This is a genomic window from Pseudanabaena sp. BC1403 (assembly GCF_002914585.1).
In the GTDB taxonomy this organism is placed as follows: domain Bacteria; phylum Cyanobacteriota; class Cyanobacteriia; order Pseudanabaenales; family Pseudanabaenaceae; genus Pseudanabaena.
The window spans coordinates 63,752-78,345 of record NZ_PDDM01000014.1 but is presented as its reverse complement, the minus strand read 5'-3'; the positions used below and the strand labels follow the sequence as shown (position 1 = coordinate 78,345).

General features: G+C 45.2%; 5 protein-coding genes and 1 pseudogene. 4 read left to right on the top strand and 2 right to left on the bottom strand.

All coding sequences use genetic code 11. The annotated features are described in order from the left end of the window. Nucleotides 1–96 precede the first annotated feature (96 nt). Nucleotides 97–2,106, top strand: coding sequence for an amylo-alpha-1,6-glucosidase (locus tag CQ839_RS13915; protein ID WP_103668883.1), 2,010 nt, complete (start codon nt 97–99; stop codon nt 2,104–2,106). Nucleotides 2,107–2,216: 110 nt separating this feature from the next. On the opposite strand, the gene CQ839_RS13910 is transcribed toward CQ839_RS13915, so the two are convergent. Next, nucleotides 2,217–3,458 carry a Zn-dependent hydrolase gene (locus CQ839_RS13910; protein ID WP_103668882.1) on the bottom strand — a complete coding sequence of 414 codons (1,242 nt, stop codon included), beginning with the start codon at nt 3,456–3,458 and terminating at the stop codon, nt 2,217–2,219. Nucleotides 3,459–3,851: 393 nt separating this feature from the next. Between CQ839_RS13910 and CQ839_RS13905 the strand changes: the two genes are divergently transcribed. Together CQ839_RS13905 and CQ839_RS26035 are read left to right on the top strand one after the other, a co-directional pair. Beyond that, nucleotides 3,852–4,553, top strand: coding sequence for a GntR family transcriptional regulator (locus CQ839_RS13905; RefSeq protein WP_103668881.1), 702 nt, complete (start codon nt 3,852–3,854; stop codon nt 4,551–4,553). A gap of 89 nt (nt 4,554–4,642) precedes the next feature. Beyond that, nucleotides 4,643–4,768: pseudogene (locus tag CQ839_RS26035) on the top strand (Uma2 family endonuclease); the annotation flags it as partial. A gap of 239 nt (nt 4,769–5,007) precedes the next feature. On the opposite strand, the gene CQ839_RS13895 reads toward CQ839_RS26035, so the two are convergent. Continuing rightward, a complete protein-coding gene (locus CQ839_RS13895) occupies nt 5,008–12,813 on the bottom strand; it encodes an FG-GAP-like repeat-containing protein (protein WP_103668879.1) in 7,806 nt (2,601 codons plus the stop codon). 858 nt (nt 12,814–13,671) lie between these two features. Between CQ839_RS13895 and CQ839_RS13890 the strand changes: the two genes are divergently transcribed. After that, nucleotides 13,672–14,499: a YaaW family protein gene (locus CQ839_RS13890; RefSeq protein WP_103668964.1), complete on the top strand. Its 828-nt coding sequence runs from the start codon at nt 13,672–13,674 to the stop codon at nt 14,497–14,499. The last annotated feature ends 95 nt before the right edge of the window (nt 14,500–14,594 follow it).

Here is a 14,594-nt window from a genome sequence, read left to right as displayed (position 1 = left end):
TTTCTAAAATGTTTAATGAATCCTTTATCATAAGCACAGGTATCGATTAACCAAATCTGTTAGGGTGAATTGAGATCCAGTAAAAATATGTAAATAATGAGCATTAATTTTGGAAGAGAGATTTGTGGCGATCGCACTAAATCAGAAGAATATGAATGGCTAGTGACTAATGGCATTGGTGGCTATGCCTCTGGTACGATTTCAGGAATGTTGACCCGTCGCTATCATGGATTATTGGTAGGCGCACTCAAACCACCATTAGAGCGATCGCTCTTGCTCTCAAAATTAGATGAAACTGTAAGATATAGGGATCGGCATTATCCTCTTCATACTAATCGTTGGGCAGATGGAACTGTTGAACCATCAGGCTATCAAAATATTGAAAGTTTCGCATTAGAAGGAACTATACCCAAATGGAGCTTTGCCTGTGCTGATGCAATACTCCAAAAGCGGATATGGATGCAGCATGGACAAAATACTACCTATATTCAGTATGCTCTAGAGCGTGGTAGTTCTCCTATAACACTCTCAATTAAAGCATTAGTTAACTATCGTGATTACCACGGCAGTACCATTGGCGGCAATTGGCAAATGCAAGTGGATCGCATTGAGAAAGGAGTTTGTATTAGGGCTTTCCCGACCGCAACTCCATTCTATTTACTATGCGATCGCGGTAATTTCACGCTTGCTCATGATTGGTATAAGGGATTCGAGCTAGCGATAGAAAGAGAACGCGGATTAAGCGATCGCGAAGATCATCTTCATGTTGTTACTTTTGAAGTAAAACTGGAAGTGGGCGAGGCTTTAACTATTATTGCGAGCACGACTGCTAGTGCTTCCTTAGATGGTAAATTCGCTTTACAAATAGAGCGCGATCGCGATGCGAAATTGTTAGATACTTGGTACTCTTTCTATTCCTTAAATTATTCCTCCAAAATTTCAACTCAGTCTGCACCAGATTGGATCGAGCATTTAGTGCTAGCAGCCGATCAATTTATTGTGGATCGTCCAGAGCTAGATAATGGCAAAACGATTATTGCTGGATATCACTGGTTCTCTGACTGGGGAAGAGATACGATGATTAGTTTGTCAGGATTGACGTTAGCAACGGGTCGTCCTGAAATTGCGCGTTCCATTTTACTCACCTTTGCCCAATATCTAGATCGTGGAATGCTGCCGAATCGTTTCCCCGATGTCGGAGAAATGCCAGAATACAACACTGTTGATGCCACGCTTTGGTACTTTGAGGCAATCCGTGCCTATCACGCGGCAACTGGCAACGAGCAATTATTACATCAACTCTTTCCTGCTCTCGAAGAAGTTATCGATTGGCATTGCCAAGGTACTCGCTACAACATCCATCTCGATAGTGATGGCTTGCTCTATGCAGGTGAATCGGGAGTACAACTAACTTGGATGGATGCCAAGATTGGTGACTGGGTAGTCACGCCTCGCATTGGTAAGCCCATAGAAATTAATGCGCTTTGGTATTGCGCCCTTGCGACGATGTCTGCGATCGCGCAAAAGATTGGCAAACCCCATGATCGTTATGAGAAACTCGCAGATCAAGCCAGAATCGGATTTCAGAAGTTTTGGAATCCATTAACTGGTTATTGCTATGATGTTCTAAATTCAGACGGCAAAGCGTTTAACGATGATACTCTGCGTCCCAATCAAATCTTTGCTGTATCTCTGCCCATTTCGCCACTATTAACTGAAGTTCAACAAAAAAGTATTGTGGATACATGTGGGCGATCGCTACTTACTTCCTACGGATTGCGATCGCTATCCCCTGAACATCCTGACTATTGCGGACATTATGCTGGTAATTCCTATCAAAGGGACAGTGTTTATCATCAAGGAACAGTATGGGGCTGGTTGCTGGGCGCATTTGTGCGGAGTCATCTGCGGGTCTATCAAAATCCCGAACAGGCTCATGCAATACTCCAGCCAATGTCTCATCATCTGCAAGCTGGAGGTTTAGGTAGTTTGAGTGAGATCTTTGATGGTGATGCCCCGATGCGATCGCGAGGTTGTATTGCTCAAGCTTGGACTGTTGCCGAGGTTCTACAAACTTGGATATTCATCGAGAACCTCAAAAGATGAGAAGCGGCGCTTCTCATCTTTTGAGATAAAATGCAAAGCGCCTGCTACGCAGGCGCTTTGCATTACTGGGCTTTAAAATACAAAATGGCTACGCCATTTTGTATTTGGTATTACAGAGTTTTATCGATCACTAAAAGCGTATGTAACAAAACATTTGCACCCTGAGCGCATTGCTCTGGTGAAGTATATTCATCCTGCGAATGACTAATACCATCGAGACTGGGAACAAAAATCATGCCCATATTCGTAAAACGTCCAATCTCTTGAGCGTCATGTCCTGCGCGGCTAGGTAAGTAATCGTAACTAAGTTTGAGTTCTTGACAGACGTTAGTGATCGCCTCCATTAATTCGGAATTAGCTGGAGTTGGCAGCACATGCAGCTTCTGCTCAATGGTAAATTCTGTACCTGTATTTTGCGCGATCGCCTCACATTCTTTCTCAATCTGCGCGATTAAATATTGCAGATTCTCTTCAGAGAGGTCGCGCAAATCAATGCTCATATCTACACGGGCTGGCACAACATTAGTTGCGTTAGGCGAAACAGTCATATGTCCTACAGTAGCAACTTGTTCACCCTTCGTTTCTACACCAAGGCGATTGATTGCTAATACCAGTTGAGAAGCCGCAACGAGAGCATCTTTTCGCATATGCATTGGCGTTGTGCCTGCATGGTTGGGACGACCAATAATTGTCACCATAAAGCGATATTGACCGACGATACCTGTAACTACGCCGATTTGTTTATCTAATGCTTCAAGTACGCCGCCCTGCTCAACATGGAGTTCGATAAACGCCGCAATTTCATGGCGATCGCGTTTAGCAGTATGGAGCTTATCCCAATCACCACCAACATTTTTTAAACAATCTTGAATTGATGTGCCATCTTTACGACGATAACGTTCAGGATCAGTTGGAGCATTGCCTGCGATCGCTTTACAGCCAATCACACTATTTTCTTCATCAGAAAAAACTATTACTTCAAAGGGATGACGCAGCCGTATCTGGCTTTCTTGAAATACCTTCGCCACTTCGATTCCCGCCAAAACGCCGAGACAACCATCGAACCTGCCTCCCACTGGGACGGTGTCAATGTGCGATCCTGTCGCCAAAGCTGCTGTTCCTGATTCTGTTCCTGCATAAGTACCGATGATATTGCCAACCGCGTCACTGCGTACAGACATTCCTGCTTCTAGCATCCAAGTTTTGATCAATTTACGAGCCAGTATGTCCTCTTCAGAAAAAGCAAGTCTGCACACTCCACCGTTGGGCAGCTTGCCAATTGTGGCAAGTTCAGCAAGACTGCGATCAAGGCGATCGCAATTGATCGCTAATTTGGGAACTATCGCTATCATGGCTCAGATTATTCCTTAAAGATATGTTAAGCAGGAAGCTATGAATACAATATACTGTATACACATATTTGTAATTAATATGGTACTTTTATTCGATTTTCAGGCGAAGTTGCTTCATGAATTTATCTAAAAATCAAGAAACAATAGGATTAAGATTCTTGTCTGTATTGAAGAATGATTATTTCGATGATTAAGTAAGCTGACGCAATTAAATATAAAATCTTAAAACTTATGCTTGCCTAATGGGCATCACAAGTTTTTGATCTGGGGTTTAATTACGATATCGGTACTTACAAACTTTACGAAAAGCCAAAAAATTCTCATGATTTCTGCTGATCCTTTTATAGTCAAAATCGCAGAGAATTATTCACACAGATTTTAGGAGATTTCTGATTGTTGCTCTCATCACCTCGTCCCATCCAACGTTCACAATCTTTGCGTGAGCAAACCTATCAGGTTTTGCGCTCAGCTATTTTGTCAGGGGAATTTTTAGCTGGCTCACGTTTAGTAGAGACCCAAATTGCCGAGAAATTACAAGTTAGCCGTACACCAATACGTGAGGCACTACAGCAGTTACAGCAAGAGCAGCTTGTTATAACCGATGAAAATGGCAATCTTCGGGTGGTCAGTTTCTCGACTGCTGATGCTAAACATCTCTATCGTTGTCGTTTGGTACTAGAGCAAGAATCAGTCTTAGAAGCCTGTAAAAATGCCACTGCTGAGCAGTTAGCAAAAATTGAGTTGGCGATTCAGCAAGCAGAAAAAGCGATCGCCCAGCAGCCAAATCAGCTGACAAGCTACCAGTTACTACATATCGATTACCAATTTCATCGAGCGATCGCGGAATGTTCGGGCAATCCTTGGCTAGCTTTGCTCCTCGATCAGCTATTCGACAAAATGGCATTATTGCGGATGCAGACAGTGCAACAAAATCTCAAGGTTTTAGAGATCCGCTCGGAGCATCGTCAAATTTATGAAGCGATCGTAAAACGAGATTACGAAGCGGCTTTCACGGCTCTTAGTAATCATTTAATGTCCAGCCAAGCCAGAGTTATCCGCGAAATCGAACAACTGCAAAGCCAACAGATTCAATAAGATCTGCTGTGCAAAACATCGCAGATCTTATTGCGGATTACAATATTTTTCATAGTCAGCCAAGCCTAATAGCTATGCCCCAAACCTTTTGTAATTTGGTCGAGGGCGAATATCAAATTATTAAGTTTCGTGATGATGAACGCATTATTTCTCAAGCTTTCCCCGAATTAAAGCTTACTGCAAATCAGATTTTTCAAGCTGGAGTTGAGATCTAAAAAGCCAAGAATTAACATTATGAAACCAATTTTGGTGTTTTATAATGTTAATCCCTGCGAAAAAGCTAAAACTTGAATAATCTCTAATGATGTTGCTAACCTTAACATCTGGCACGTTATACCAATTCACAAAAGTGTGACAACACTTCTATGAATTAAAAGCCAAACCCTGTAAGGGTTTTAAAAACACAAAATAGCTTTGCCACTTTGTGTTTTGGTATTAAGGCTAGCTATAGAGTTTAAAGATTAGCCAAGCTCAAAGTTCCGCCACCAAATGCTGTGTTGCCACTGATCGTGCTCTTATTAAGGAGCAGGAAAGCCTCATAATTCGTGCCGCTTCCCGAATTGGAATCGAAGGCGATTAGAGTCGCATTTGGGGTTGCCATGCCAAATGAGAAGCTTCCTGACAAGGCATCATAAACACCAGTAAAGGCTGCAATTGAGTTGTTTCCTAGAGAAGACTGAATAGAGCCTCTTAACTGGTTGTTTCCATTTCCGATTCCTGTATAGCCAGAACCTGTGAAATTAATCTGTTCGATACCAGTCAGAACGTCAATATTGGCAGTTCTAATATTGATGCTTCCCGTTGTTGATGTAATCTGACCTGTCAGAGCGATCGCGTTGCTTGCAACTGCGTATTGAGCCTTATCAATTCCGTTACCACCAACCAAGAGGTCGCTACCACTTGCCCCCCCAGTTAGAATGTCATTACCAGAAGTACCAACTATCACCCGCTGACTACTGGCAGAACTCAAGTTGCCTGCCACATCCTCAGCATAGAGATAGTAACTTGTACCACCGACAGAACCAGTCAGTCCCGAGGTTGCGATCGCATAGTTGCCACTAGCGAGAGCTGTAGCCGCAGCCCCTGCAAAGCTCGACGGTGAACTGGCACTCGTAGAAAACTTGATGGTTGCATTTGCCTCTGTCGTTCCGTTAACGCTTGTCGATGTGTATCCACCCAAGACTGGGGCTGCTGGCGCTGTGGTATCGCGAGTAACTGCAAGAGAGGTAGAACCTGTGACACTATTGCCAGCAATATCGCGGTGAACAGCAGAAAGTGTATTTAAGCCGTTACTGAGGGTGGTGGTCAGCGTCACATTGACTGTGCCAGCGTTAGCCAGAGTAGTATCAAGCGTTGTAGAGCCAAGGACAAGAGCGCCCTTGCGGATCTCAACGATATCCCCTGCTTGTGCTTTTGTAGGATCGAAGGTGACAGCGAATGTGGGTAATGTTTTGTTCGTGATGTTATCTGTATTACTGACACCAGAATCACTCGTTGCTAGCAGGTCAAGGGTAATCGTACTGGCAGCTGAAATTTGTTGATCGAGGGTAATGGCTTTACTGGCGATCGCACCAGCATTGCCAGCATTGTCAACCACCCGAGTCTGAATCGTCCAATTGCTTGACTGAGTATTATTATCGACGAACGTCCAATTCGTGCCACTGACGAGGGCATTGGTAGACCAAGTTATGCCTCCATCAACAGAGACCTGAAGGCTTTCGCTCCCGCTGACAAGTGCTGTCGATAGGGTGCCGCTGTAAGTGCGACCTGCGGTGCCGTCATTTGTAATGAAGTCTATTGAGGAAGTCCCCGTGTCCTTTGTCATGCTGGCGATCGCGGCGGTTTTGGACGGTGCGGCAGTATCTAGGGTGAAGATGAATGGGGCGGAATTATTGGAGACGTTGCCTGCGAGATCGGTCTGCTGCACCAACACGCTCTTCGTTCCATCACCAGTGAGTGTAAAACTATTACCAACGCCAGATGTCCAACTTGTACCGTTATTGACGCTGTATTTCCAACTCGCACCACTCTCCAAGTCACTGACGGTCAGAATTCCTGCGTTAGTGAGCATGTCGCTGCTAGAGATACCTGAGTCTGAGTCAACCGCCAGCGCCAGAGTTGGTACAGAAATCAAAGTATCACCACTAAAGGCGATGGAGTTACTTGCAAGGTTGTTGTTCCCAACAGCATCAGTGAAAGTGTTGGATGCGATCTCGATCGCACCGCTCAAGCTATTTGTAGCAATTGGGTTGAAAGTAGCAGTGTATACTTTTGCGTTGTTTGGATCGACTGCGAGATTTGTAAGCGTTCCACCACTGGTTGTGATGTCAGAACTGGTGAAGTCAGTTGGCACCTCGGAGAATGTGAACGTTGCGATCGCAAATTCACCCGCTTTGAAGTTGGCTTTATTGCTGGTGATGGTGACGGTTGGAGGAATGTTATCGATTACTGAGTAGGTAAGAGTTTGCCCCGTCAACGTGCTGCCATTGTTATCGGTAACGTCGTAGGTCAGCGTCACGGCTCCGATGAAGTTAGCCGTCGGGGCGATCGTGTAGCTTTCATCATTATTGAGCGTGACGATGCCGTTGCTAGCAGTAAGATTCGCAATGCTGAGGACTTGACCATTTGTCGCAATGTCTGGGTCGGAGAACCCTTGCAGCAGTTGCAAGACACTAACGGTGTAGGCGGCATCCTGAGTACCGTTTAGTAGCGAAGCTGTGGCATAGCCAGTTGGAGCATCGTTTACAACTTCTAAACTGAAGGATTTAGATGCGATTACAGAGCCTCCATTACCATCAATTACGCTGTAAGAAAGGTTGACCGTACCGTTGTAATTGACATTGGGCGTGAAGCTATATGTACCATTGAGGTTGTCAATCAAGGAACCATTGTTAGCGGTCAAGTTGGAAACTGAGAGAGTATCTCCCTCTATATCGGTGAATCCTTGTAATAGGTCGGAGGCATTAATGGTATAGGTGGTGTCTTCTGCGCCGTTTGCCAACGAAACTGTAGCAGAGCCAGTAGGCGCATCGTTGACAGCGTTGATGTTGATGGTAAATACCTGGGTTGCACTCAGACTCCCATCGCTGACTGTGAAAGAGAAGTTGTCGTCAGCATTGTTACTCAGAGCGTTAATTGCTGTGGTGTTAGGTGTGTAGCTGTAGGCTCCAGTAGATGTATTTAAGCTCAGAGTTCCGTAGCTGCTTACTAGGGTTGATATAGAGCCACTGACAGTGCCCCCAGCGATGCTGTAGGTAAGTGTGTTACCAACATCGGGGTCAGAACCAACCAACGCACCAGTAATCGGGGTAAAAGAGTCATAGTCAGCGGTATCAGTGTAACTTCCGAATGTTAACGCCTGTAGGGTCGGTGCATTGTTATTAAGAATCGTCAAGCTAGCACTAGCGGGGATAAAATTATTCAGCAGAACTGAAACATTGGAGCTGAAAAGGTTCGCCACTGCCAAGTCAGATTTGCCATCGCTATTGAAGTCTCCTACAGTTATCGATCTGGGTAGATCTCCTACGGCAAAGTTCGTAGGGGAGCTGAAGTTGCCAGTGCCTGTACCTAATAATACGGAGATACTGTTGCTACCAGAGTTTGCCACTGCCAAGTCAGATTTGCCGTCACCGTTGAAATCTCCTACAGTAACGGAAGTAGGATTGTACCCCACAACAAAATTGGTGGCAGCACCGAAGCTGCCAGTGCCAGTACCCAAGAGCACGGAGACGCTACCACTTCCGCCAGCATTCGCCACCGCTAAGTCAGATTTGCCATCGCTATTGAAGTCTCCTACGGTCATAGATACGGGAGAAGCTCCCACGGCAAAATTGGTGGGAGAACTGAAGCTGCCAGTACCTGTGCCCAGAAGTATAGAGACGCTGTTACCAATATAGTTCGCCACTGCCAAGTCAGCTTTGCCGTCGCCGTTGAAGTCTCCTATACTCACGAATCTGGTAGAAGTCCCTACCGCAAAGTTCGTGGCAGCGCCGAAACTGCCAGTGCCAGTACCCAAGAGCACGGAAACACTGCCACTGCCACCAGCATTCGCCACCGCTAAGTCAGATTTGCCGTCGCTGTTGAAGTCTCCTATGCTCACGGAATAGGGGCTAGACCCAACGGCAAAGTTAGTAGAGGAGCTGAAGTTGCCAGTGCCTGTGCCCAATAGTACGGAGACACTGCTACCAGAGGTTGTCACTACCAAGTCAGATTTGCCATCGCCGTTGAAGTCTCCCACGCTCACGGATTGGGCAGTCTGCCCAACAGAAAAGTTAGTAGGCGAGCTGAAGTTGCCAGTGCCTGTGCCCAATAGCACAGAGATGCTATTGCTACCAGAGGTTGCCACTACCAAGTCAGATTTGCCATCGCCGTTGAAGTCTCCTATGCTTATGGACGATGGACCAATCCCAGCGCCAAAATTGGCACTGGGGGAAAAATCAGCGTTGGTCAAACCCGAACTAGAACTAAGGTTGAGGGTGATGGTTTCAAGTGGATCGTTGACAGCATCTGCAACAGCCACAACATTGAGTGTGGCGCTGGTGGCTCCTGCGGCGATGGTGAAAGTGTTGGCAGTTAATGCTGCAATTCCAGTTCCTGCGGTGAAGGTGTAGTCGGTGGTGGCAGTGGCGGTGCTGCCTGTGGTAGTGAAATTGACCACTAATCCGCCGACTGGAGCAGGGTAGTCGAGATTAATTATAAAGGTGCCGTTGTTGCCGTTTTCTACAGGGAGTAGACCAGCCGTAAGCGTGATGTCTGGGACAGGCGTGATGTTGATGGTACTGGTAGTAGAGGAATTGAATTCGCCATCACTGACACTCACTGAAAGCGTGCGGGTCGTGTTGTTATTGAGCGCCGTGGTGTAGGTGACTTTGCCTGCTATGAAGTAGTCATTCAGTTGACTTGGACTGCCACTGAAAGTGCGAGCGGTGGCAGTCCCACCAACAGTAACGCCACCACTACTACTAATGCCCGATATCGTGCCATCCGCGATCGCAAGAGTAACAGTCAGGTTACTATCAACATCGAAGAAGGTGGAGCCACTAAAGATGAGGCTGGAAGCCTTATCTTCCATAACAGTAAAAGAAGATGGAACTGAGATTGTCGGTCTGTCGTTTACGCCATTGATGTTGATGGTAAAGAGCTGGGATGCGCTCAGGCTAGCATCATTGACGGTAAAATAGAAGTTGTCGGCAGCATTGGCACTCAGGGCATTAATTGCGATCGCATTGGGGGTATAGGTGTAGGCTCCAGTAAATGTATTTAGACTGAGGGTTCCGTAGTTGCCTGCTAGGGTTGATGTAATACCATTACTCACACTGCCCCCAGCGATGCCGTATGTGAGTGTGGCATTAAGATCGGGGTCAGAACCGAAGAGCGTACCAGTAATTGGTGCAAAGTAGTCTGAGTTAGCGGTGTCGGCGTAGCTCCCGAATGGTAAAGCCTGTAGGGTCGGCGCACGATTGCTATCAAGAATTGTCAGAGTAGCAGTAGCTGTCGGGATAGTATTATTGAGCAAAATAGAGACGTTGTTGTCGCTAGCATTCGCCACTGCCAAGTCAGATTTGCCATCGCCATTAAAGTCTCCTACAGTCACGGGGGCAAAAGAAGTCCCAATAGTTAAGTTAGCAGTGGAGATGAGGTTGCCTGTGCCAGTGCCAAGCAGCACGGAGGTGCTGTTGCTACTGGGATTTGTCACCACTAAGTCAGATTTACCGTCGCCATCGAAATCGCCGACGATCGCAGAAGCGGGACTAAATCCTAGGAAAAAGTTCATGGGTAACCCAAAACTGCCAGTGCCAGTGCCCAGTAGCACGGACACGCTGCTGCTAATGCCAGCATTTGCCACTACTGCCAAGTCAGATTTGCCGTCGCCGTTGTAGTCGCCTACGGTCATGGAAGACGGACTAAATCCTACGAAAAAGTTTGTGGGTACGCCGAAACTGCCTGTGCCAGTGCCCAATAATACGGACACGCTGTTGTTGCCACCAGCGTTTGCCATCACTAAGTCAGATTTACCATCACCGTCGAAGTCTCCTACGGTCATGGAAGAGGGACTAAATCCTTGAAGAAAGCTTGTGGAGGAGCTGAAGCTACCAGTGCCTGTACTCAATAGCACGGACACACCACTATTAACTCCTGGGGTCGCCACTACTAAATCCGATTTGCCGTCACTATTAAAGTCTCCTACACTGACTGAATTGGGACTCGGACCAGATCCCACAGAAAAATTTGTGGGGGAGCTTAAGCTGCCAGTGTTTGTACTGAATAGTACTGAGAAGTTATTGCTGAAAGTGTTCCATACTACCAAGTCGGATTTGCCGTCGCCATTGAAATCTCCAACGATCGCTGAATTGGGAGTAACCCCTACAGCAAAATTTGTGGGTGAGCTGAAACTACCAGTGCCAGTACCCAGCAGTAAGGAGATGCTGTTGTTGCCAACATTCGTCACCACTAAGTCAGATTTACCATCGCCGTTGAAGTCCCCAACGTACGCGGACGTTGGAAAACCTCCCGCACCAAAATTAGTACTGGGAGAAAATGTCACGCTGTTGCTGCTACTGAGGGTATAGCCCGATCCAGCAGTGAGGTTGAGGATGACGGTTTCGCTGGGATCGACAACATTATCCGCAGCAGCTACAACATTAAGTGTGGCGCTGGTGGCTCCCGCAGCGATCGTGAAAGTATTATTAGTTAAGGCAGCAATTCCAGTTCCTGCGGTGAAGATATAGTCGGAGTTTGCCGTGGCAGTGCTACCCGTGGTGGTGAAATTGACCACTAGCCCGCCGACTGGGGCAGGAGAGTCAAGATTGATCGTAAAGATGCCGTTTCTGCTGCCTTCTATGGGTTTAATACCCGCTGTCAACGATAGTTGAGGTGTGATACTAGATCCAGAACTAAATCCAGAGGTTTCAACAATGTTATTCCCATTAACAATATAAAGACTAGTTCCAACTCCCGACGAAGAAGGGCCAAAAGCCAAGTCACCCATACTGTCAGCAACCAGTCCAGTTTGAAATGGAATGGATGAACCATCGGCAGTAGAGATGCGAAGAATGTCAGAACCAACTCTGGCATATAAATAATTTCCAGTTGGATCGATCGCAAAATTCCCTAATCCAGTTGATGCAGTTGAAAGAAGCTGATATGTGCCAGTTTGAGGATCTGCTCGATAAAAGCTATTGCCATTCGCGGCAAAATAAAACTTGTTTTGGGTTGCGTCATATTCAAATCCATAGGCGGAAGGTGGTAGACCAGATATTTTGGGTGTTGATAGCCCTGTTGTTAAATCAAACTCCCAAAGTTGATTACTCGATCCCTCCCCATCGGTAACATATATCTTGTTATTCTTAATATCCAATCCAGATTCAACACCAAAATTTGGAAAGGATGTGAGAATCTGTGAAGCCCCCGTAATAACATTTATCTGAACCAGCCCACCATCTGACAAAGAAGAGTAAACAAATCCGTTCGCAAACTGAATATCAGTTGCCACATATGGGTAGATACCAACACCAGGAGTGAAGTCATTCGTAACTGTTGAGAGTACTTTACTTGAATCGATTTTTCGTAGGATTCCGTTTGTAGAAGTACCGTCCGCAATAAAAATATTTCTTGTTAACGGATCGATGGTTAGTCCAGTCGAAGTTGGCAAACCAGAAAAGTAGACCGACTCTGTAAAGCCATTGATTGAAATGGGCAGGATTTGTGGGAAAGTGTTTAAAATATGGGAATCAAATACGAATGGCGAATTGATGTCTCCAACTGTTACAGTTAAATCCCAACTTCCACCTAATTTATTCGAGCCGATAACATTAGAGGCCGCAGCGATTTTAGCTCCCGTCAATTCACCCAACTTGCCAACAAAGCTCAAACCCCGATCGCCTTTAGCAATTTCGCAACTATAAAGCGCAATTTCTTCCACGCCCCATTTCTGTAACAGATGAGATCTTTGCTCGATCTGTTCGATATTCAGTGGATTAGCACCGATGTGAACCACCCCAGATTCGCCATGAGCAACAATTACTAGCTGCCTCGTTCCCGTCTCTGCCAACAACTGCGTGATGATATTAAGAGAGTCCTCTTGCGCTGTAATGGTATAGGCAATGGTATCAGACAGTAATGCTTTGTAAAGAATGTCCAGATCTTCAACGCGACTGTCAAAAACAATGAGAGTCCTGACTTTACAAGATCTAGTCGGCGACGCTGGGCTGGTAGAGTAACTGGCTGATGACACTTTGGGAGACGATAGGGTAATAGGCATATTGTTTTTAGATTGATTGAGAAATAAATACTTAAGACAGATGTTGATATAACGAAGGAATGGTGAAAAGCAAAGACTATGAATTTCTATAGAAATTATCGTGATCGCTTATCTACTTGACTAGGTTTCCATCCACTCAACTAATGACTACGCCCTTCTCACTAAAGAAGATATATAAAACCAAGCAATAGCGTTGCGGGGCAAAGCCCCGCAACGCTATTGCTTGACCGAGAAAAGAGTAAAACTAGATTTAGCTTTAATCCTTTACAAACAACGAAATTATATTGAAATAATTAGGAAATAACAAGAAGTAAAGTTATAGTAAAGTTAGTTTTTTATCTATGCTAGACTTGTTGGGCAATAAGCTCGAAAACCCTCAAAAGCCAATCTGAGCAAGGATTTTAACGGCTTTATGTCAAAAGAATTGAAGCCGAGGATGGGTAAAAATTTCAGCTGCTTTACTTGTTATCCACCAACAGGTCTATTAAATCTGTATTCGCAATTCTTAATTTAGTTCGATCTAAACACTGCATCCCAGCTATAAGTATCTCTACAGAATAAATTACCTAAACCCAAAAGTTTGTGCCTCTGTGGGGCACAAACTTTTGGGTTTAGATTTGTAATTAATTATGTTCATCTGCTTAAGTCAATAATTAATCGCCCCCTAGCCCCCAATTCTGGAGGAGTAAGAAATAAGAAAACAGTAGTCTTTCGGAGCAGTTCATAATACCAAAACACAAAATGGCGTTGCCATTTTGTATTTTGGTATTATGACTTGAAGTCGTCACTACTAGAATCTTTTAAACTTAACTTTGGTAAGCTTGTTATACTGTTCGTCACAAATCAATGGATGGGGCAATGGACGAGTTAAGCGATGTGCTAGCGTTGGCAACCGATGAAGAGTTATCCCAAATTGCGGATATCCTTTTTCGGCGCAAGTTCAATCCCCTAGATTATTTTGCTACTCCGCCCGTTAAAGAATTACAAAGCTGGGATCGCGATGAGCTGATTGAGGCGATCGCAAAACGTTTCAAATTTCTAGCCGCCGATGGAATCACGGTTTTACGACGCAAAACTAGTAATGTCAGCTATCGAGAAGTTCTAGAGCGTGTATGCCAGCATCTAAATATCAAATATTCTAAAAATCAAACCATCGAAGATATCGAATCAGAATTATTTCTGAATCTAATTAGTAATTCATGGAAAAAGCTCTCACCTCAAGAGCGTTCTAGTATTGATGATTCGATGCAAGCAGCGCTCACTGAGTCAGATTTACAAAAGTCTTTGCCTCTTGATGCCCAGCGCAATCCTATGAGCTTATTGGTTAAAGGTGGCAGTGCGATCGCAGTTAGTACAGTGATTCGTTCAGCCGTACTAACTGCGATCGCCCGACAAATGGCATGGCATTTTGCATCTTATCAAGTTGGTTATGAGGTGCTCAAAGCAGGTGGGACAGCGATCGCAACTCGTTTAAATGCTTATGTGTCTACCTATCTTGCGAAACGGGGAATGGCTGTGGCGGCTACTCAATATACGGCAGCGCGGACTGTGTTTTCGGTGATTACACCTGCGCTCTGGGGCTTGTTTTTTGCTGATCTAGGTTGGAGAGCGATCGCCACTAATTACGGGCGAATCATTCCTGCTATTTTCATTGTTGCTCAAATAAGATTACTGAGAATGTCTTGAGTATCAAAAGAGAGTTGCGGCACAAAGCGCCGCAATTCTCTTTTAATACTTGTAAACCAAAAGAAACTCACGTAGTGAGTTTCTTTTGGTTTGGA